General features: G+C 58.8%; 16 protein-coding genes. 7 read left to right on the forward strand and 9 right to left on the reverse strand.

Annotation, left to right across the window (positions count from 1 at the left end; genetic code table 11):
* Positions 1-138: 138 nt before the first annotated feature.
* Positions 139-1,647, reverse strand: coding sequence for a glycerol-3-phosphate dehydrogenase (gene glpD, locus K5I40_RS19590; protein WP_039031494.1), 1,509 nt, complete (start codon positions 1,645-1,647; stop codon positions 139-141).
* Positions 1,648-1,867: 220 nt separating this feature from the next.
* On the opposite strand from glpD, the gene glpE reads away from it, so the two are divergent.
* Genes glpE through K5I40_RS19605 form a run of 3 tightly spaced genes read left to right on the forward strand, consistent with a single transcriptional unit; the run spans position 1,868 to position 3,849 of the window.
* The gene (gene glpE / locus K5I40_RS19595; protein WP_039031495.1) at positions 1,868-2,197 is read left to right on the forward strand and encodes a thiosulfate sulfurtransferase GlpE; all 330 of its coding nucleotides are present in this window, start codon (positions 1,868-1,870) and stop codon (positions 2,195-2,197) included.
* 44 nt (positions 2,198-2,241) lie between these two features.
* Positions 2,242-3,072: a rhomboid family intramembrane serine protease GlpG gene (gene glpG, locus K5I40_RS19600; RefSeq protein WP_039031496.1), complete on the forward strand. Its 831-nt coding sequence runs from the start codon at positions 2,242-2,244 to the stop codon at positions 3,070-3,072.
* Positions 3,073-3,090: 18 nt separating this feature from the next.
* The gene (locus K5I40_RS19605; protein WP_039031497.1) at positions 3,091-3,849 is read left to right on the forward strand and encodes a DeoR/GlpR family transcriptional regulator; all 759 of its coding nucleotides are present in this window, start codon (positions 3,091-3,093) and stop codon (positions 3,847-3,849) included.
* Between the two features lie 80 nt (positions 3,850-3,929).
* Here the strand turns inward: K5I40_RS19605 and malT are convergent, their stop codons facing one another.
* Entirely contained in the window at positions 3,930-6,635 is a 2,706-nt protein-coding gene (malT, locus tag K5I40_RS19610) for an HTH-type transcriptional regulator MalT (protein WP_223075734.1), read from the reverse strand.
* Positions 6,636-7,219: 584 nt separating this feature from the next.
* On the opposite strand from malT, the gene malP reads away from it, so the two are divergent.
* Complete coding sequence (gene malP / locus K5I40_RS19615) at positions 7,220-9,613, forward strand: maltodextrin phosphorylase (protein WP_223075733.1); 2,394 nt, start codon at positions 7,220-7,222, stop codon at positions 9,611-9,613.
* Positions 9,614-9,622: 9 nt separating this feature from the next.
* On the forward strand, positions 9,623-11,707 hold the full coding sequence (malQ, locus tag K5I40_RS19620; protein WP_223075732.1) for a 4-alpha-glucanotransferase: 2,085 nt from the start codon (positions 9,623-9,625) through the stop codon (positions 11,705-11,707).
* A 148-nt stretch (positions 11,708-11,855) separates the two neighbouring features.
* On the opposite strand, the gene gntT is transcribed toward malQ, so the two are convergent.
* From gntT to gntX, 3 genes are all read right to left on the reverse strand, one after another.
* Positions 11,856-13,172 (reverse strand): gluconate transporter, encoded by a 1,317-nt coding sequence (gene gntT / locus K5I40_RS19625; protein WP_223075731.1) that lies wholly within the window; start codon positions 13,170-13,172, stop codon positions 11,856-11,858.
* 300 nt (positions 13,173-13,472) lie between these two features.
* The gene (nfuA, locus tag K5I40_RS19630) at positions 13,473-14,048 is read right to left on the reverse strand and encodes a Fe-S biogenesis protein NfuA (protein WP_039031502.1); all 576 of its coding nucleotides are present in this window, start codon (positions 14,046-14,048) and stop codon (positions 13,473-13,475) included.
* A gap of 58 nt (positions 14,049-14,106) precedes the next feature.
* The gene (gntX, locus tag K5I40_RS19635) at positions 14,107-14,790 is read right to left on the reverse strand and encodes a DNA utilization protein GntX (RefSeq protein WP_223075730.1); all 684 of its coding nucleotides are present in this window, start codon (positions 14,788-14,790) and stop codon (positions 14,107-14,109) included.
* Positions 14,791-14,826: 36 nt separating this feature from the next.
* Here gntX and bioH point away from each other — a divergent pair, with 36 nt between their 5' ends.
* A complete protein-coding gene (gene bioH, locus K5I40_RS19640; RefSeq protein ID WP_223075729.1) occupies positions 14,827-15,600 on the forward strand; it encodes a pimeloyl-ACP methyl ester esterase BioH in 774 nt (257 codons plus the stop codon).
* Between the two features lie 114 nt (positions 15,601-15,714).
* A complete protein-coding gene (locus tag K5I40_RS19645; RefSeq protein ID WP_039031505.1) occupies positions 15,715-15,984 on the forward strand; it encodes a YdgH/BhsA/McbA-like domain containing protein in 270 nt (89 codons plus the stop codon).
* Positions 15,985-16,023: 39 nt separating this feature from the next.
* Here K5I40_RS19645 and feoC read toward each other — a convergent pair whose 3' ends face one another.
* The 4 genes from feoC to K5I40_RS19665 form a co-directional block, all read right to left on the reverse strand.
* Entirely contained in the window at positions 16,024-16,260 is a 237-nt protein-coding gene (gene feoC / locus K5I40_RS19650) for a [Fe-S]-dependent transcriptional repressor FeoC (protein WP_039031506.1), read from the reverse strand.
* Between the two features lie 8 nt (positions 16,261-16,268).
* Positions 16,269-18,587, reverse strand: coding sequence for a Fe(2+) transporter permease subunit FeoB (gene feoB, locus K5I40_RS19655; RefSeq protein ID WP_223075728.1), 2,319 nt, complete (start codon positions 18,585-18,587; stop codon positions 16,269-16,271).
* 30 nt (positions 18,588-18,617) lie between these two features.
* On the reverse strand, positions 18,618-18,845 hold the full coding sequence (gene feoA / locus K5I40_RS19660; RefSeq protein ID WP_039031508.1) for a ferrous iron transporter A: 228 nt from the start codon (positions 18,843-18,845) through the stop codon (positions 18,618-18,620).
* Between the two features lie 326 nt (positions 18,846-19,171).
* Positions 19,172-21,493: a Tex family protein gene (locus K5I40_RS19665; protein WP_039031509.1), complete on the reverse strand. Its 2,322-nt coding sequence runs from the start codon at positions 21,491-21,493 to the stop codon at positions 19,172-19,174.
* Positions 21,494-21,568: the final 75 nt, after the last annotated feature.

A 21,568-nucleotide genomic window follows, 5' to 3' on the forward strand; every position in this document is an offset into this window, starting at 1 on the left:
TTTGCCGGGTGGCGGCTTCGCCTTACCCGGCCTACGTTCCTTAGTCTTTTGTAGGCCCGGTAAGCGTCAGCGCCACCGGGCGAGAAGCGCGCACGAATCTTGCAGGCCCGGTAAGCGTCAGCGCCACCGGGCATTTCCTCACGACGCTAACGACAGCTCACGCTTTCCCGTCTGCTCAGCCAGCCACTGCGCTACGCGCGACTGCTGCTCCGCGTTCAGCCACATTCCCTCTTTGGTGCGACGCCACAGCGCATCGTCCGCGCGGCGTACCCACTCGTGGTCGACTAAATAACGCAGCTCCGCCTCGTAGAACTCATGACCAAAATGTTCGCCCAGATCGGTCAGATCCTTGGCTTCTTTCAGGATCAACTCGCAGTTGCTGCCGTAGGTGCGGGCAAAGTGGCGGGCCATGGATTCGCTGATAAACGGATAGCGACGGCGCAGTTTGGCCGCGTAGTCATCGCGGTTGCCGCCGAGATCGCCGCCAGGCAACACTGCCCCTTTGGTCCAGGCCGGGCCGATACCTTTATAATACGGCGCCAGTTTTTCCATCGCGTGCTCCGCCAGCTTACGGTAGGTGGTCAGCTTGCCGCCAAACACCGACAGCAGCGGTGCGTTGCCGTGGTCATCGTGAATATCAAGCGTGTAATCGCGGGTGATGGCCTGCGGTGAGTCGGACTCGTCATCGCACAGCGGACGCACGCCGGAGTAAGTCCAGACCACGTCGTCGCGCCCCAGGGTCTTCTTAAAGTGTGCGTTATAGACCTTCAGCAGATAGCTGATTTCGCTCTCGTCGATCTCGACGTTCTTCGGATCGCCTTTGTACTCCACGTCGGTGGTGCCGATGATGGAGAACTCATCCATCCACGGGATCACAAACACGATACGTTTGTCTTCGTTTTGCAGAATGTAGGCCTGCTTCTGGGTGTGCACGCGCGGCACCACGATATGGCTGCCCTTGATCAGGCGGATACCATATGGCGACGGCAGCTGCATCCCGTGGTCAAAGAAGTGTTTCACCCACGGACCGGTGGCGTTGACCAGGCCACGCGCCTGCCAGCTGAAACGCTCGCCGGTATCGATATCTTCGGCTTCAACGATCCACAGCCCGTTTTCCCGGCGCGCCGAGACCGCGCGGGTGCGGGTTTTGACCTCGCCGCCTTTGCGTTCAACCATTTGCGCGTTGGCGAGCACCAGACGGGCATCGTCCACCCAGCAGTCGGAATATTCGAATCCGCGCACGATCTCCGGCTTCAGCACCGAGTCTGCGCCAAAACGCACACCGGCAGAGGCCGGCAGGCTGGTGCGTTTGCCCAGATGATCGTACATAAACAGACCAATGCGGATCATCCATGCCGGACGCAGATGCGGACGGTGCGGGAGACGAAAACGCATCGGCGTGGCGATATGCGGGGCCATTTTCAGCAGCACTTCACGTTCGGCCAGGGCTTCACTCACCAGGCGGAACTCGTAGTGTTCCAGGTAACGCAGGCCACCGTGGATCAATTTGGAGCTGGCGGAGGAGGTGGCACAGGCGAGATCCTGCGCTTCCAGCATCAGGACAGATAGCCCGCGTCCGGCAGCATCAGCCGCAATGCCCGCACCGTTGATTCCGCCACCTATTACAATCAGATCTTTGGTTTCCATTGTATCCTCACACCGCTTTCGTTAAAGCTCAAAAATGTTCGATATCGCTCATACTAGCAAAGGAAATGGATTTTTGTAACATCAAAAAAACAATTTTGAGTGATAGAGCTAACATAATGGCGTTTACCCGCCGCCACGACGTACACTACGCGGTATATTTTTCCCCTCACCCCGGCCCTCTCCCCAAAGGGGCGAGGGAGCAAACAGACAAGAGAGCACCATGGAACAATTTGAATGTATTAACGTAGAAGAAGCCCATCAGAAGATGCACCAGGGAACGGCGGTGCTGGTGGATATTCGCGATCCGCAAAGTTTTGCCATGGGCCACACGCCGGGCGCATTCCACCTGACCAATGCCTCGCTGAGCGAGTTTATGCGCGACAACGATTTCGATACCCCGGTGATGGTGATGTGCTATCACGGCAACAGCAGCAAGGGTGCGGCGCAGTATCTGCTGCAACAGGGCTATGACGCGGTTTACAGCGTGGACGGCGGATTCGATGCCTGGCACCGTCATTTCCCGGCAGAAGTCGAGCACGCCGGCATTTAGGGTATATACTGTCCCCTTTTGTGTGGAATAAGCGACTGCCGCCGATGCTACTGATTACCTCTTTTAACAACCCGCGCGTTGCCCAGGCGTTTGTCGACTACATGGCGACGCAGGGGGTTATCCTCACCATTCAACAACATACGCAGACCGACGTCTGGCTGGCGGATGAGAGCCAGGCAGACCGGGTTAACGCTGAACTGGCGCGCTTTATGGAAAACCCCGGCGATGCGCGCTATCTGGCGGCGAGCTGGCAGTCCGGCCATACCGGGAGCGGTTTGCGTTACCAGCGCTTTCCTTTCCTTGCGACCGTGCGCGAACGCGCGGGGCCGTTCACTCTGGTGTTGATGGCGGCCTGTATTCTGGTCTTCATTATGATGAGCGTGGTGGGCGATCAGCAGGTGATGCTGATGCTCTCCTGGCCCTATGACGCCTCGGTGGAGTTCGAATTCTGGCGCTACTTTACCCACGCGCTGATGCACTTCTCGTTCCTGCATATTCTCTTTAACCTGCTGTGGTGGTGGTATCTCGGCGGGGCGGTGGAGAAGCGGCTCGGCAGCGGCAAGCTCATCGTACTCACCCTTATCAGCGCGCTGCTCAGCGGCTTTATCCAGCATAAGTTTGGCGGCCCGTGGTTCGGGGGGCTTTCCGGCGTGGTCTACGCGCTGATGGGCTACGTCTGGCTGCGCGGCGAGCGCGATCCCCAGAGCGGCATCTACCTGCAGCGCGGGTTGATGACCTTTGCCTTAATCTGGATTATTGCCGGATGGTTTGATCTGTTTGGAATGGCGATTGCCAACGGCGCACACGTAGCCGGGCTGGCGGTCGGGCTGGCGATGGCGTTTGCCGATACGCTAAATGCGCGAAAACGAACATAATTCTGGCAGGGAACTCCGATGAAACAAACACAACGTCACGACGCCATTATCGATCTGGTGAAAAAGCAGGGATACGTCAGTACCGAAGAGCTGGTGGAGCAGTTTGCCGTCAGCCCGCAGACCATCCGCCGCGACCTTAACGACCTGGCCGATCAGAACCGCATCCTGCGCCACCACGGCGGCGCGGCGCTGCCGTCCAGCTCGGTGAACACCTCCTGGCACGACCGCAAGGCGACGCAGACCTCCGAGAAGGAGCGCATTGCCCGCAAGGTGGCGAGCCAGATCCCCAACGGCGCGACGCTGTTTATCGACATCGGCACCACGCCGGAAGCGGTGGCTCATGCTCTGCTCGGGCATGAAAACCTGCGCATCGTCACCAACAACCTGAACGTGGCCACCACCCTGATGCAGAAAGAGGACTTTCGCATCATTCTGGCGGGCGGTGAGTTGCGCAGCCGCGACGGCGGCATAATCGGCGAGGCGACCCTCGACTTCATCTCCCAGTTCCGCCTCGACTTTGGCATCCTGGGCATCAGCGGTATCGACAGCGACGGCTCGCTGCTGGAGTTTGACTACCACGAAGTGCGTACCAAGCGGGCGATTATTGAGAACTCGCGGCACGTGATGCTGGTGGTGGATCACTCCAAGTTTGGCCGTAACGCGATGGTGAATATGGGCAGCATCAGCATGGTGAATGCGGTCTATACGGACGTGATGCCGCCGGAAGGGGTGTTAAAAGTGATTCGGGATAATAAGTTGCAGTTAGAACTGTGCTGACGGTGGTGTCGGGCGGCGCTACGCTTGCCCGACCTACGAAAAGCGTAGGCCCGGCAAGCGTAGCGCCGCCGGGCAATGAATTACACCCCGTACCCCATCATCTTCAACAGCTGCTGCGCATGCAGCACCGCATCCTGACGGTGGGCAACCCCCAGCTTCTGATACAGATTACGAATGTGCGTTTTAATGGTGGTGGCCGCCACGGCCAGCTCACCGGCGATCTGCTCGTTGCTGTAACCTGAGTAAATCAGCCCCAGAACCTGCCACTCGCGCTGGGTCAGCGGGCTGGTGCGGATCAGCTCCGGCACTTCCGGGTGGGTCAGCAGACGCTCGACAAAGGTCTCATCGAAGTGGGCAAACTTGTGACGGTGATGCTGGTTAATCTCCCGCAGGATGCGCTGGGCGCGGTGCTGATCCAGCTCCGGCAGGGTGTTGAGCTGAATCAGCTGGCGCAACTGCTGCGCCATGGTCTCGCCTTCAATCACAAAGTGGCTGATAAACCCGGTACGGTTCGCCAGCTGCAGCGCTTCGAGCAGCACGCGCTGGGCGTCATTTTTACGACCTGCCTGCCAGTAGAGCTGGTTTTGCAGCAGCAGGTTGCGGTTGAGATCGCTCATCAGACGCAGGCTGCGGGCATTCTCGTTCAGCTCTTCCAGCACCATCTCTGCCGGTTCGAACTCGCCTAACAGGATCTGCGCCCGGGCAATGTTGCGCCACTGGCTCTGCAGGAAATGGTTATTGGCGAACGCCGGCTTCGGCGTCTGGCGCAGCCAGTTGGCCGCCGATTTTTTGTCACCGGTCATCTGCCAGTAGATCACCCGCACCTTATCGGCGTTGGATACCCAGTCGCTGTGATACTGACCGTTGCCGAGCAGGTTTTCCAGACGGTTAAGGTGGTTACGGGCATTGTCCAGATCGCCGCGCGCCAGGGAACACTGCACCAGCAGGCCCAGACACTGTAACTGCTGCTGCGGCTGGTAGGTGGAGAGCACGTCGACCCCGTGACGGGCGGTGCTTTCGGCTTCGTCCAGACGCGCCCACGCCCACAGCAGCTGGGCGCGAATGCGCAGCAGGAACTCGTGCATCGGCAGCTGTTCCAGATGCTGATCGCGGATCAGGTTGAACGCTTTTTCCTGCGTCTCCCAGGCGGCCTGCAGGAAACCCTGGGCAAATAAAATTTCGCTCTGCTGGATCATGCTCCACAGGGCGTAGTGCCAGACGTCGTGACGGCGCGCCATCTGCTCGGTCTGCTGCATCAGCGACAGGGAGCGGGTGAGATCGCCCTTACAGTGCAGCACCTCGCCATGCACCGAGGTGGCAACGATACGGCTGTAGAAGTTTGCCAGCGGCAGCTCTTCCAGCGCGACCATCGCCAGCCGCTCGGCCTCTTCCTGGTCGCCGTCGTTGATCGCCACCTGCGCGCGCAGAGCGTTAAATTCGCCGTGCAGGGCGGCGTCCATCTCGCCTTTCATCTCCTGCTCGGCGCGGGCCAGCAGGGTGTTCACTTCGCTGTAGCGATGCTGGCTCTGCATCAGCCAGGCCTGCAGCAGTACCAGACGCGGGTTTTCCAGCAGGCTTTCCCACGGCAGGGCGCGCAGCGACTCCTCCAGCAGGGCCAGTTCGCTGTGATTAAACAGGCTCCAGGCGTGGTTGAGCAGGATATCGCGCAGCATATGGGCGTCGCCCGCTGCCAGCGCGTGGTGGATAGCCTCGCTCGGGAAACCCTGTGCCATCCAGCTCTCGGCGGCGGCGCGGTGGATTTCCGGCAGTTCGGTCGCCAGCTCCCACTGACAGCGCTGGCGCAGGAAGCTGCCAAACAGCGGGTGGTAGCTGAACCATTCGCCGGAGTCGTCCATGCGCTGCAGGAACAATCCCTGGCGTTCAATCTCTTCCAGGCGCATCTGGCCGTTGTCTTCGCCGGTGACGCGCACGATCAGCGCATCGTTCATCGAGCGCAGCAGGGAGCTTTTTAACAGGAACTGGCGGGTGGATTGATCGACGCTGTCGAGCACTTCATCCACCAGGTAATCGGAGAGGTGGCTGGCGTTGATCCCCGACAGGCGGCGGGCGGACTGCTGCGTCGAGCTGTTGTTATGCCGTGCGGAGAGGGCAATCAGCTGCAGGGCGGTCGCCCAGCCTGCCACGTCGTCGCACAGACGGCTGCTCTCGGCCACCTCAATTGGTGATTTCAGACGGCAGTCGAAGAACTGCTTCGCTTCCTGATGGTTAAAGGAGAGCTGCTGGCTGCCCACTTCCAGCAGCTGGTCGCGCACGCGCAGGTTGGCAATGCCCAGCTGCGGCAGGTTGCGCGACAGAACCACCAGGGTCAGGTTCTCCGGCTGATGGCGCAGGAAGAAGCGCATCGACTCATGAATGACCGGGTTGGTGATCAGGTGGTAATCGTCAATGACCAGATAGAGCGGGCGATGCCATTCGGCCAGCTCAATAAACAGTTGGGAAAACAGCGAGGAGAGGCTGGCGTACTGCCGCTTTTGCACCATGCTTTCGCTGGTCACGCAGTGTCCGTTGGTCGCCTGCTGAATGGCGGCGATCAAGTAACTGGCGAAACGCTCCTGCTGGTTATCGCCCTCATCCAGGGAGTACCAGCCGAGATCGGTTTTGCCGGATGCCCACTGCGAAATGAGCGTTGTTTTGCCGTACCCGGCAGGGCTCGTTACCAGCGCCAGTCGAAAATTGTTCGCGCCGGAAAGTTTCGCCAGCAACCGTTCGCGGACCACAGTATGGTCAAGACGAACCGGGCGACTTAATTTGGACGGAATCAACATAGGTTTCACTTCACTGTGTGGAAATCGAGATTTTTGATTTTTTTTGCGCTTCGTAATTAATGCATATAAGGTCGGTCAGAAACCTTTTTATTGCAAGTTATGTCCGGGTTTTATGTCCCTGAATTTGCACTCTGTCACAAAAAGTTATGTGGGGGGAAGGGAACTTTTCCAGTGAGCCTCCAAAGCGCATGGATACTGGCCTGGCGAGTTTTCGGACGGTTAAGCATAAAAAGGAATATAGAAGCGTAAATGCTGTGAAAAGTTAATTAAGTCGCGGAATCATTACTTTCCTGAAATAACGATTTGAGATGCAGTAAATTCTGAGTGATATTACGTCGGGTAAGTAATTATTTCCGTGCGGTATATTTCAGGCGAAACCGCATTTCATTTTTTTGAGCCTCTTCCCGTTAATTTCATCCTCAATGCCCCACACTCCGGCAGCAGAAAGTGGCCACGATCACACTTTATCGCTCATCCCCGCTACTCCTCCCCGCCTAATCCCCGGCGGGAGGAGGAAGAGCCATAAGGAGCCAGGCACACTAGCACCAACGTGTTAATTTCTCTCTACAGGATGCAGATTCCCTATGTCACAGCCTACTTTCAACAAAGCTCAATTCCAGGCTGCCCTGACGCGTCAGTGGCAGCGTTTTGGACTACATGCCGCTGAAGAGATGACCTCCCGCCAGTGGTGGCAGGCCGTCAGCGGAGCGCTCGCCGAGCTGCTGAGCGCCCAACCCGCGGTTAAACCGGTGAAAGGTCAGCGCCACGTCAACTATATTTCGATGGAGTTCCTGATTGGCCGTCTGACCGGCAACAACCTGCTGAACCTCGGCTGGTATCAGGAGGTGAGCGACGTGCTGAGCACGCACAACATCCACCTGACCGACCTGCTGGAAGAGGAGATCGATCCGGCGCTGGGCAACGGTGGCCTGGGTCGTCTGGCGGCCTGCTTCCTTGACTCGATGGCGACGGTAGGGCAGTCGGCTACTGGCTATGGTCTGAACTACCAGTACGGTCTGTTCCGCCAGTCCTTCGCCGACGGCCAGCAGATGGAAGCCCCGGATGACTGGCATCGCGGCAGCTACCCGTGGTTCCGCCACAACGAAGCGCTGGATGTGCAGGTGGGCATTGGCGGTAAAGTGACGAAAGCGGGCCAGTGGGAGCCGGGCTTCACCATCACCGGCCAGGCCTGGGATCTGCCGGTGCTGGGCTACCGTAACGGCGTGGCGCAGCCGCTGCGTCTGTGGCAGGCGACGCACGCTCACCCGTTCAACCTGACCCGATTCAACGACGGCGATTTCCTGCGTGCCGAGCAGCAGGGCATCGACGCCGACAAGCTGACCAAAGTTCTCTATCCGAACGACAACCATCTGGCGGGCAAAAAGCTGCGCCTGATGCAGCAGTACTTCCAGTGCGCCTGTTCCGTAGCCGATATCCTGCGTCGCCATCACCTGGCGGGCCGCAAACTCACCGAGCTGGCGGATTACGAAGTGATCCAGCTGAACGACACCCACCCGACCATCGCCATCCCGGAACTGCTGCGCGTGCTGATCGACGAGCATCAGCTGAGCTGGGACGACGCCTGGGCCATCACCAGCAAGACCTTCGCCTACACCAACCACACCCTGATGCCAGAGGCGCTGGAGTGCTGGGACGAGAAGCTGATTAAAACCCTGCTGCCTCGTCATATGCAGATCATCAATGAGATCAACAACCGCTTTAAGAAGCTGGTCGATAAAACCTGGCCGGGCGATAAAGCGGTCTGGGCGAAGCTGGCGGTGGTCTTCGACAAGCAGGTTCGCATGGCTAACCTGTGCGTGGTCAGCGGTTTTGCGGTGAACGGCGTGGCAGCACTGCACTCCGACCTGGTGGTGAAAGATCTGTTCCCGGAATATCACCAGCTGTGGCCGAACAGGTTCCACAACGTCACCAACGGCATCACGCCGCGTCGCTGGATCAAACAGTGCAACCCGAAACTGGCCGCGCTGCTGGATGCCTCGCTCGACAAAGAGTGGGCTAACGATCTCGACCAGCTGATCAACCTGGAAAAGTATGCTGACGATGCGGCGTTTCGCGAGACCTACCGCACCATCAAGCAGGACAACAAAGTGCGCCTGGCGGCGTTCGTCAAAACCCGCACCGGGATTGAGATCAACCCGAACGCGATTTTTGATATCCAGATTAAACGTCTGCACGAGTACAAGCGTCAGCACCTGAACCTGCTGCACATTCTGGCGCTCTACAAAGAGATCCGCGAGAACCCGCAGGCCGACCGCATGCCGCGCGTGTTCCTGTTTGGCGCGAAAGCGGCGCCGGGTTACTACCTGGCAAAAAACATCATCTTCGCTATCAATAAAGTGGCCGACGCGGTGAATAACGATCCGAAAGTGGGCGACAAGTTGAAAGTGGTCTTCCTGCCGGATTACTGCGTCTCTGCGGCTGAGCTGCTGATCCCGGCGGCGGATGTCTCCGAGCAGATTTCGACTGCCGGTAAAGAGGCCTCCGGTACCGGCAACATGAAGCTGGCCCTGAACGGCGCGCTGACCGTGGGTACGCTGGACGGCGCGAACGTGGAGATCGCCGAGCAGGTGGGCGACGAGAACATCTTTATCTTCGGCCATACTGTGGAAGAGGTGAAAGCCATCAAAGCCAAAGGTTACGACCCGGTGAAGTGGCGTAAAAAAGACAAACTGCTGGATGCGGTACTGAAAGAGCTGGAGAGCGGCAAATACAGCGACGGCGACAAGCACGCGTTCGACCAGATGCTGCACAGCATCGGCAAGCAGGGCGGCGACCCGTACCTGCTGATGGCGGACTTCGCCGGCTACGTCGAGGCGCAGAAGCAGGTTGATGTTCTGTACCGTGACCAGGAAGCCTGGACCCGGGCGTGCATTCTGAACACCGCGCGCTGCGGCATGTTCAGCTCCGACCGTTCAATCCGCGACTACCAGGCCCGCATCTGGCAGGCAAAACGCTAAGGAAGCGCGATGGAAAGTAAACGTCTCGATAATGCCGCGCTGGCGGCGGGGATCAGCCCCAGCTACATCAATGCTCATGGTAAACCGCAGTCTATTGGTGCTGAAACCAAGAGACGTTTGCTGGATGCCATGCATAAAGCCAAACCCGTCGCGAAAGCGGCGGTCACTCCCGTCCCGAACGTGATGGTCTACACCTCGGGGAAAAAGATGCCGCTGACCCTCGAAGGCAGCGGCGAATTTAGCTGGCTGCTGACCACTGAAGAGGGGCATCAGCACAAAGGCCACGCCACGGGCGGTAAAAAACTCAACCTTCCGGCAAAACTGCCGGAGGGCTACCACACCCTGACGCTGACCCAGGACGGCAGTCGCTGGCACTGTCGGGTGATTGTGGCGCCAAAACGCTGCTACGAGCCGCAGGCGCTGAAAGAGGGCAAGAAGCTGTGGGGCGCCTGCGTGCAGCTCTACACTCTGCGCTCTGAGGCTAACTGGGGGATCGGCGATTTCGGCGATCTGAAAAAGATGCTGACCGATGTCGGCAAGCGCGGCGGGGCCTTTATCGGCCTCAACCCTATTCACGCCCTCTATCCGGCCAACCCGGAGAGCGCCAGCCCGTACAGCCCGTCGTCCCGTCGCTGGCTGAACGTGATTTACATCGACGTGAACGCCGTTGAAGATTTCCGCAACAGCGACGAGGCCCAGGCGTGGTGGGGCATGGAGACCACCCGTCAGGCGCTGCAGCGCGCCCGCGATGCCGAGTGGGTGGATTACGCCAGCGTCACCGCGCTGAAGATGGCCGCCCTGCGCATGGCGTGGAAAGGCTTTGCGCAGCGTGAGGACGACCAGATGGCGGCGTTCCGCGAGTTTGTTACCCGGGAAGGGGAGAGCCTCTACTGGCAGGCGGCGTTTGACGCGCTGCATGCGTATCAGGTGAAAGAGGACGAAATGCGCTGGGGCTGGCCGGTCTGGCCTGAGCAGTATCAGTCCGTCGATTCCCCGGCGGTAAAAGCGTTTTGCGAAGAGCATGCCGAAGAAGTCGATTTCTACCTCTGGCTGCAGTGGCTGGCTTACAGCCAGTTTGCGGCCTGCTGGCAGGAGAGCCAGGGCTATGACATGCCGATTGGTCTTTACCGCGACCTGGCGGTGGGCGTGGCCGAGGGCGGGGCGGAGACCTGGTGCGATCGCGAGCTCTACTGCCTGAAAGCGTCTGTTGGTGCGCCGCCGGATATTCTTGGCCCTCTGGGTCAGAACTGGGGCCTTCCGCCGATGGATCCGCACGTGATTGCGGCCCGCGCCTACGAGCCCTTTATCGAACTGCTGCGCGCCAACATGCAGAACTGCGGCGCGCTGCGTATCGACCACGTGATGTCGGTCCTGCGCCTGTGGTGGATCCCGTACGGCGAAACCGCCGACCACGGGGCCTACGTGCACTATCCGGTGGACGATCTGCTCTCTATCCTTGCCCTGGAGAGTAAGCGCCACAACTGCATGGTGATTGGCGAAGATCTCGGCACCGTGCCGGTGGAAATCGTCAGCAAGCTGCGTGACAGCGGCGTTTACTCCTACAAAGTGCTCTATTTTGAAAACGACCTTGAGAAGAACTTCCGCGCGCCGGAGGCGTATCCAGAACAATCAATGGCAGTCGCGACGACGCATGACCTTCCTACGCTTCGGGGCTGGTGGGACAGCGGTGACCTTACCCTGGGCAAGACGCTGGGTCTCTACCCTGACGACGTGATGCTGCGCGGCCTGTACCAGGATCGCGAGCTGTCGAAGCAGGGTTTGCTGGATGCGCTGCACGCGCACGGCTGCCTGCCGAAACGCACCGGGCATAAGGCGTCGATGATGTCGATGACCGCCACGCTTAACCGCGGCCTGCAGCGTTACATCGCCGACAGTAACAGCGCCCTGTTAGGGCTGCAGCCGGAAGACTGGATCGATATGGCGGAGCCGGTAAACATTCCGGGCACCAGCTACCAGTACAAAAACTGGCGGCGTAAGTTGTCCACCTCGCTTGAAGCGATGTTTGCTGACGAAGGGGTGAACAAGCTGATTAAGGACCTGGACAAGCGGCGAAAAGCGGCTGCGAAGAAGTAAAACAAAAACCCGCCAGATGGCGGGTTTTTTATTGCCCGGTGGCGCTGCGCTTACCGGGCCTACGGGGATTATGCGGATAATTGTCGCACGTTCACCGGTTCAGTTTTGTAGGCCGGGTAAGGCGTAGCCGCCACCCGGCAATGTCACATCAGACAACCATACCCAGAAGCAGACACCCGATCAGCCCGCAAACCGAGATGATGGTTTCCAGCATGGACCAGGATTTGATGGTCTCACCGATGGTCAGGTTGAAGTACTCCTTGAACAGCCAGAAGCCCGGATCGTTTACGTGAGAGAAAATCACGCTACCGGAACCGACCGCGATAACCATCAGCTCAGGGCTGACGCCGGTGGTCGCAATCAGTGGTGCAACGATACCACCCGCGGTGATAGCCGCAACGGTTGCGGAACCCAGCGCGATACGCAGGACCGCCGCGATAGACCATGCCATCAGGATGGGGGAGATGTTGGTTTCATGCATCATGGAAGCGATGTACTTGTCCACGCCGCTATCAACCAGAACCTGTTTGAACGCACCGCCACCACCGATGATCAGCAGCATCATGGCGATGATTTTGATCGAAGAGCTCAGGGTGTCGTTGATCTGGTCCATGGAACGGCCACGGTTCAGACCGAAGGTGAACAGCGCAATCAGAACGGCAATCAGGGTTGCCATCACCGGGTCACCCAGGAACTCGGCGACGTCCAGAACCGGATGGCCTTTCGGCAGGATCATCTCGCAGACGGCACGCATAGCCATCAGCACGACCGGTACCAGAGAGGTCCAGACGCTGACCGCAAAGCTTGGCATCTCGGCTTCGGTAAAGGTTTTCGCGCTGTACAGACCTTCCGGGATCGGCTTGTCGATACCTTTCAGGCAGCGGGCAAAGACCGGGCCGGCCAGAATAACTGTCGGGATCGCAAGGATGGTACCGAACAGCAGGGTTTTACCCATGTCCGCATGGAAGATGGTGGCGATAGCGGTTGGGCCCGGGTGCGGCGGCAGGAAGCCGTGGGTTACGGACAGCGCAGCGGCCATCGGTACGCCCACATACAGCAACGGGATGCTGGCAGACGCGGCGATGGTGAACACCAGCGGCAGCATCAGCACGAAGCCCACTTCGTAGAACAGGGCGAAACCCACGGTGAAGCCGGTTAAAACCACCGCCCACTGAATGTTATTTTTGCCGAATTTGGCAATCAGCGTGGTCGCGATGCGCTGTGCGCCACCGCAGTCAGCCAGCATTTTACCGAGCATGGCGCCGAAGCCCATGATCAGCGCCAGGCTACCGAGCGTACCGCCCACCCCAGCTTTAATGGAGCTGATAACTTTTACCAGCGGCATACCCTGCATCAGGCCGACAGCAAGTGCCACCAGAACAAGGGCGATAAAACCGTTCATTTTGAAACGGATCATCAAGAGCAGTAACAGGATTACACCGATAGCGACGATGACTAATGGCATGATTATCTGGCCTTAAAATTGTTATGGGTAACGTCATTGTTTCAACGACATATTAATGTTGCCCCAACTGGGAACGGCTAACTGATGGCACACAGGCTGGCTGCCTTCTAAATCTTAAGTTTAGTCGGTCGGCGTAAAGCTGTTTTAGTGCCCACGAGAATGATACGGGTAACATGTGCGGCTTGAGAATGACCCTGGCGGTCAAAATGTGAATTCTGAGACGCAGGTCATGTTATGAGGCAGGGAAAGCGGAAGAGTTTGCCCGGCAGCGTTTAGCGCCGGGCAACAGATAGCGGAAACTTAATAGTAAGAGTGTTCGCCGCGCTGGTGTTCTGTCAGATCGCGTACGCCTTTCAGCTCCGGGAACTCGTTCAGCAGCTGCTTCTCGATCCCTTCTTTCAGGGTGACGTCGACCATGGAACAGCCGTTACAGCCGCCGCCAAACTGCAGAATGGCCAGACCGTCTTCGGTGATCTCCATCAGGGAGACGCGACCACCGTGGCCAGCCAGCTGCGGGTTAATCTGGGACTGCAGCAGGTACTCAACGCGCTCCATCAGCGGGGCATCGTCGGTCACTTTACGCATTTTGGCGTTTGGCGCTTTCAGCGTTAACTGTGAACCCAACTGGTCGGTTACAAAATCAATTTCCGCATCTTCCAGATACGGTGAGCTCAGCTCATCGACATAGGCAGTGAGTTGCTCAAACTTCAGGGCGGTGTCAGTTGCTTCCACAGCATCCGGTGGGCAATAAGAGACGCCGCATTCTGCATTCGGGGTGCCCGGGTTGATCACGAATACGCGGATCTGGGTCCCTTCTTCCTGATTTGCCAGCAGTTTGGCAAAGTGCGCTTGTGCAGCATCGGAAATACGGATCATAGCATTGGCCTAATAGTTGACTAAATTACTTGGGTATAATACGCCCAACCAGAGGGCGCTACAAGGTTCGACACAGACACCATACCTGAACCGACGCCGCGCCGCTTCGCAAAAGCAGGCGGGAGAGTTCCGCGACGGTAGCGCCTGTTGTCACGACATCATCCACCAGAGCGATATGGCGTCCCGCCACCGGTAATTCAAGCGCAAAAGCGTGCTGCAGGTTGCGTTTACGCAATCTCGCGCTGAGCTGATGCTGCGCCGGAGTGGCGCGAATACGGCGGATGGCATCGGGAGCATAGCGGCAGTTCAGCCAGCGGGCCAGCGGACGACAGAGCAGGTCGCTCTGGTTAAACCCGCGCCGCCAGTGGCGCCGGGACCAGAGCGGCACGCAGACCATCATATCGACACGCGGCAAACCCCGGCTGCGTCTGGCAAGCAACAGCGCCAGCAGTAACAGTCTCGCCAGCGGCTGTGCCAGCTGGGTGCGGCGGGAAAATTTGAGCTGATGCACCAGCGGGCTCACCGGCGGTGTATAGCCGCACACCGCCACCAGGGCCTGCCACGGCGGCGGCTTGCGCAGGCAGCGTCCGCAGGGCAGGTGAGGGTGGAAGGCCGGTAAGCCGCACTGGGGGCAACAGCACGTCCGGGCCGCAATCCCTCTTTCGCACAGGGAACAGACTCCCCAGTGGCCGAGCGCAAGCGGCATCCGGCATAGCCAGCACAAGCCGGGCACTGTTAGCATAGACATCCTCCTTGTGAAAAAAGAGAACAGTAATCGATGAACACGCTTTGGTGGCAGACCGTTGGGACAGGAAATTGTCATCTTGTGCTGCTGCACGGATGGGGACTGAATGCTGAAGTCTGGCGTTGCGTCAGTGAGGAACTGGCCTCGCAATTTACGCTGCACCTGGTGGACCTGCCGGGCTTTGGCCGCAGCCGCGATTTTGGGGCGATGTCGCTTGAGGAGATGGCGGAGCGGGTATTGGCCCAGGGGCCGGATAAGGCGATCTGGTTGGGCTGGAGCCTCGGCGGGCTGGTGGCGAGCCAGATCGCCCTTGACCACCCGGAACGCGTCCAGGCGCTGGTGACGGTAGCGTCATCCCCCTGTTTTAGCGCCCGCGACGGGTGGCCAGGCATTAAGCCTGAGGTATTAGCCGGTTTTCAGCAGCAGCTGAGCGACGATTTTCAGCGCACGGTGGAGCGGTTTCTGGCGCTGCAAACCATGGGGACCGAAAGCGCGCGGCAGGATGCGCGTCTGCTGAAAAGCACGGTCCTCGCCCTGCCGATGCCTGAGGTGAACGTACTCAACGGCGGGCTGGAGATCCTGAAAACGGCCGATCTGCGGGAGCCGCTGGCGGCATTGTCGCTGCCGCATCTGCGTATTTATGGTTATCTTGACGGGCTGGTACCGCGCAAAATCGTGCCGCTGCTGGATGCGCAGTGGCCGCAGAGCGAAGCCCTGATCCTGGCCAAAGCGGCGCATGCGCCCTTTATCTCTCACCCCGCTGAATTTTGCGCGGCGTTGATGGCCCTAAGTCAGCGTTTAAACTGATTATTTTCTTTTCCACCTGGAAAAAGTGACGTACCGCAACAATACTCACTATATCGTTGCGGTTGTCCCGCTTTCGATAATCAAAATTACAATCCTTCTTTGGGAGTCATAACTATGAAACTTGTCACAGGTATTGTTGCTTCTCTGGTTATTGGATCACTCTCTTTTGGCGTGATGGCGGCAGAAGAGATCCAGAAAGATAAAGTGAAAGAGATGAATTTGACGAAGGTTGGTACTGTCTCTACGTCTGACACCACTGCGCCAATGGATGCCAGAAAAGAGCTTTCACAGAAAGCAGATGAGCTGGGCGGTAAGTACTATGTCGTCACCAGCGCCAACAAAGATCAGAAAGACATCCGCGCGACCGCAGAAGTCTACAAATAAACAGATGAAGCCGGGCAGCCCTGCCCGGCTTTATTACGATTAACGCAGCGCCCACCACTCCCTGAGGCAGGCTTTTCCTTCAGGGCAGCTTTTACAGCAGCCGGTTAAGCAGCCGTCGGCATCCTCCTGAATGCGCTTCGCTTTGCCCATCGCCTCAAGTCGTTGCAGCATGGCCTCTATCATCGCCTGCGGAGTATGCAGGATCTGGCTGAGCTGGGTGGCCTCCATTCGTCCCTGCAACGCCAGCAAATCACGCACTTCAATTAACGATGCCATGCCGCCTCCTAATGACAGTCGCTGGCCGGACCTTCGCAGCAGGCCGCCGCAGTCCTGCCTTTCACCAGCAGATTGACGTCCACGCGGCTACGGGCCCGGCGCAACAGTCCGATCACCAGCACGTTAAACAGCACCACCGCCAGGATACACGCCAGGCTGTACTGCGGATGCTGGTTGAAATTGACCGTCTGGTAGTAGACCGTTGCCAGCGAGTAGGCGATATTCAGCCCCCACAGCACGGAGAAGCCCATCCAGCCGCGGCTGGATTCGCGGGCGATGGCGCCCATCACCGAGATGCACGGAATGTAGAGCAGAACGAAGATCAGGTAGCTGTAGGCCGCCGAAGCGCTGCCGAATTTCTCGCTCATCACGCCCATGGCGCCGGTCGCCATCTCGCCGTCGCCTTTGCTGGCTTCAATCGGGTTCGCCAGCACGCTCAGGCTGAAGGTCTCTTTCAGGCTCTGCCAGGTTTCATCCACGGCGCTGAACAGTTCGTCGCCGAGGTGGAAATCGGCCGGGCTAAACTCCACTTCCTGAATATTTTCGGCGGTGTAGAGGGTGTTCAGGGTACCAACCACCACCTCTTTTGCCATCGCGCCGGTGAACAGCCCGACGGTGGCCTGCCAGTTGTCTTCGTGCACGCCAATCGGCTTGAACAGAGGAGTGATGACGCGGCTGACGGAGGCCAGCGCCGAGTCGTTAATGTTATCCGCCGCCTGGCCGCTGAGGGTAAAGCTGTTCAGCGCGCTCAGGAAAATACTCACCACCACAATCACTTTACCCGCCCGCAGGACAAAGCCTTTCAGGCGCTGCCAGGTCTGGATCAGCAGGCTTTTCAGGTGCGGAACGTGGTAGACCGGCAGCTCCATCACGAACGGCGTGGCTTCCCCGCGCATGATGGTGTGTTTGAGCATCAGGCCGGTGAGGATAGCCATGACGATGCCCAGCACGTAGAGCGAGAAGACCGCCAGCGCCCCCTCCTGACCGAAGAAGGCGGCGGCAAAGACCGCAAAAATCGCCAGCCGCGCGCCGCAGGACATAAACGGCGCCATCATGATGGTCATCAGGCGTTCGCGCGGCGCATCCAGCGTGCGGGCGCCCATCACCGACGGCACGTTGCAGCCGAAGCCGACGATCAGCGGCACGAAGGATTTACCCGGCAGGCCGAGAGCCTGCATCAGGCGATCCATCACGAAGGCCGCGCGGGCCATGTAACCGGAGTCCTCCAGAAAGGAGAGGAACAGATACATCATGCCGATCTGCGGCACCAGCGGCAGGACGGTGTTGATCCCGCCGCCCAGCCCCTGGGCGAGGAAAATGGTCAGCCATTCCGGCAGGTGCAGCGTATAGCCCAGCCACTGAATGCCGTGAATGAAGATCGCCACGGAGCCGACGTCAAACAGCGGCTGCAGCGCGCCGCCAATGTTGATGGCCAGCAGGAACATCACGTACATCACCAGCAGAAACACCGGCAGGCCGAGGAAACGGTTGAGGATCACCCTGTCCATCGCCCGGGTAAAGCGGCTTGGCTCGGCGGTGAGGGCGTTGCTGACCACGTCGCAAATGGCATTGATGCTTTGATAGCGGGCATCGGCGATGTGCAGGGCAGGATCGTCCAGTTCGTCGTTCAGGCGCGCCAGGGACGCATCAAGCTGTTGCGCGGCATCACCGGCGTAGGCGCGGCTGTAGATATCGCCTTCCAGCATCTGCAGGCCGAGCCAGTTGCGCTGTTTTAACGGCATGCTGTGCGCCATTTCCTGAGCGAGGATCCCGGCTTCACGCAGCAGCGGCTGGGGGTAGTGCACCAGCTCCACGTCGGCGTTACGGCTGTGTCGGTCAATGGCGAGCTTCAGGGCGTCGATACCGCGGGCGCGGGTAGAGACCAGCGGCACCACCGGGCAACCCAGGCGGGCAGAGAGGGCGTCGACGTCGATACGGATCTGCTGTTTCTCGGCAATATCGAGCATGTTCAGCGCCACCACGCAGGGGATGCCCAGCTCGAGAAGCTGCAGCGTCAGGTAGAGGTTGCGCTCGAGGTTCGAGGCATCCACCACGTTGATCAGCAGGTCGGCGTCGCCGCTCAGAATATAGTGGCAGGCGATCTGCTCATCCAGCGAGGTCTGGGAGGAAATAGTGGTTAACGAGTAGGTGCCGGGCAGATCGACGAGCGTAACCTGGTTGTCGGTAGTGGTGAACAAACCCTCTTTACGCTCGACCGTGACGCCCGCCCAGTTACCGACGCGCTGACGTGCGCCGGTAAGCTGATTAAATAAGGTGGTCTTGCCGGAATTGGGATTGCCAATTAAGCCAATGGTTAATTTTTTCATTCTTTTAGACTCGCTACGAAAGCTGGCGTTTTATTGAGACAGAGCTTCAACTTCTATTAATGCGAGATCTTTCTTACGCAGAACCAGATTCACACGTCGGGTTTCGATATGGATCGGATCGCCCAGCGGGGCAACGCGAACAACGTTAAAAGAGGAGCCGGGAAGCATTCCTAAAGAGAGCAGTTTCTGGCGATAGGCCGGGCTGATTTCGCGGGTGAAACCGGTAATTTTCCACGCGCTGTCTGGAGTGAATTGCATAGTGCCTACTTAACGAAAGGTTAAATAATCTACAGGCACAATGGTAATGAGAATAGTTTCTATCATCAATGCTAAATATGTGACGGAATGTACATGGCGCTATTAATTTGCAGCCGGATTGACCTTGCTCAATATTTGCGAAGACTGCTGGTGAGAGAAAAAAAGACTTATTGTTAATAGAGTGATAATTATCGGTTTAAATATGGATATGCAATCGGTTCCATATTTATTTAATTCCTGCGCTCTGTTTGCCGGGCGGCACAGCGCTTGCCCGGCCTACGGTTTTACAGGCCCGGTAAGCGAAGCGCCACCGGGCACTGCCAATATTAACGCTTCTTACCCATTGCCGCTGCCAGCGCATCCATCATCGCGCTGTTACCGGATGGCTGTGCTTCACGACCGCGCGGTTTCGCTGCCGGACGCTGCTGGCGCGCCTCGCTGTTTCCGCCGCCGCGACGGGCGTTGGTCTCGCCAGGCTGCTCGTCCAGACGCATGGTCAGGGCGATACGCTTGCGCTGCAGATCCACTTCCAGCACTTTCACCTTCACGATGTCGCCGGCTTTCACCACGGTATGCGGATCCTGCACGAACTTGTCGGCCAGAGAGGAGATGTGCACCAGGCCATCCTGATGAACGCCGATATCCACAAACGCACCGAAGTTGGTGACGTTGGTGACGGCGCCTTCCAGCACCATACCCGGCAGCAGGTCGTTCATCGTCTCGACGCCATCCGCAAACTGCGCGGTTTTGAACTCCGGACGCGGGTCGCGACCCGGTTTCTCCAGCTCTTTGATGATGTCGGACACCGTCGGCACACCAAATTTCTCATCGGTGAAGTCGACCGCTTTCAGGTTACGCAGTTCGCTGCTGTTACCCATCAGCGCGTTCAGCGCCTGCTGGGTGGCCGCCAGAATGCGCTCCACCACCGGATAGGCTTCCGGGTGAACGGTGGAGGCGTCCAGCGGGTTGTCGCCGTGGTTGATACGCAGGAAGCCCGCGCACTGCTCGAACGCTTTAGGTCCCAGACGGCTCACCTTCAGCAGCTGCTGGCGGTTCTGGAACTGCCCGTTCTCATCGCGCCAGGCAACAATGTTCTGCGCCATCATCCGGGTTAAACCCGCCACGCGGGTCAGCAGGGCGACGGAGGCGGTATTCAGGTCAACGCCAACGGCGTTTACGCAGTCTTCCACCACCGCATCCAGCTTACGCGCCAGCTGCGTCTGGCTGACGTCGTGCTGGTACTGGCCCACGCCGATGGATTTCGGGTCGATCTTCACCAGCTCCGCCAGCGGATCCTGCAGACGGCGGGCGATAGAGACCGCACCGCGCAGGGAGACGTCCAGATCCGGGAACTCCTGCGCTGCCAGCTCGGACGCCGAGTACACCGACGCACCCGCTTCGCTGACAATCACTTTTTGCGCCGTTACTTTCGGGAACTGCTTTTGCAGGTCGAGGAAGAAGCGTTCGGTTTCGCGGGAGGCGGTGCCGTTGCCGATCGCCACCAGCTCAACGTTGTGCTTCTCGCACAGCGCCGCCACGGCAACCGCGGCTTTCGCTGCCTGACCGGTATGAGGATAGATGGTATCGGTAGCCACCAGCTTGCCAGTGCCATCCACCACGGCCACCTTCACGCCGGTACGCAGGCCCGGATCGAGACCCATGGTGGCGCGCAGGCCAGCCGGGGCAGCCATCAGCAGATCGTGCAGGTTACGGGCAAAGACGTTAATCGCCTCGTCTTCGGCGCGTTCGCGCACGGTGCCCATCAGTTCGGTTTCGAGGTGCATCAGCACCTTAATACGCCAGGTCCAGCTCACCACGCCTTTGCGCCAGCTGTCCGCCGGGGCGTTGTTCAGGCGCAGGCCGAGATGGTCGATAATGATCTGCTCGCCGTGGCTCTCTTTTGGCGGCTCGTCAAACTGCGGGTCGGCGTTCAGGGAGAGCTGCAGAATGCCCTCGTTGCGACCGCGGAACATCGCCAGCGCGCGGTGGGACGGCACGGTTGAGATCGGTTCATGGTGATCGAAGTAGTCGCGGAATTTCGCCCCTTCTTCCTCTTTGCCACTGACCACGGTGGAGACGATATGGGCGTTCTTCCACAGATAATCACGCACTTTTGCCAGCAGGGCAGCGTCTTCGGCAAAGCGCTCCATCAGGATGTAGCGGGCGCCATCGAGGGCGGCTTTGGTGTCGGCCACGCCTTTATCGGCATCGATAAACTTCGCGGCTTCGGTTTCCGGGTCGTGGGACGGCGTCGTCCACAGCAGATCGGCCAGCGGCTCCAGGCCTGCTTCAATGGCGATCTGTCCACGGGTGCGGCGTTTTTGTTTATACGGCAGATAGAGATCTTCGAGTTCGGTTTTATTCAGGGTGCCGTTGATGGCTGCTTCCAGTTCGCTGGTCAGCTTGCCCTGTTCGCCGATGGATTTCAGAATCGCCTGGCGCCTGTCTTCCAGTTCACGGAGATAGCCGAGGCGGGTCTCCAGGTTACGCAGCTGCGTATCATCCAGACCGCCAGTCACTTCCTTACGATAACGTGCAATAAACGGCACGGTGTTCCCTTCATCAAGCAGGCGAACGGCAGCTTCTACCTGTTCAGCCCTTGCCTGAAGTTCACCCGCAATAATGCGGCAGAGCGAATCTTTCATCATGGCTATTTCATCTTGTGGGTCGAAAAATCAGGGGATAGTTATACGGACTGGCACTGCAAAATGCCAGTCGTGGAG

This window comes from Leclercia sp. LTM14 (assembly GCF_023736175.1).
Classification (GTDB): domain Bacteria; phylum Pseudomonadota; class Gammaproteobacteria; order Enterobacterales; family Enterobacteriaceae; genus Enterobacter; species Enterobacter barmai.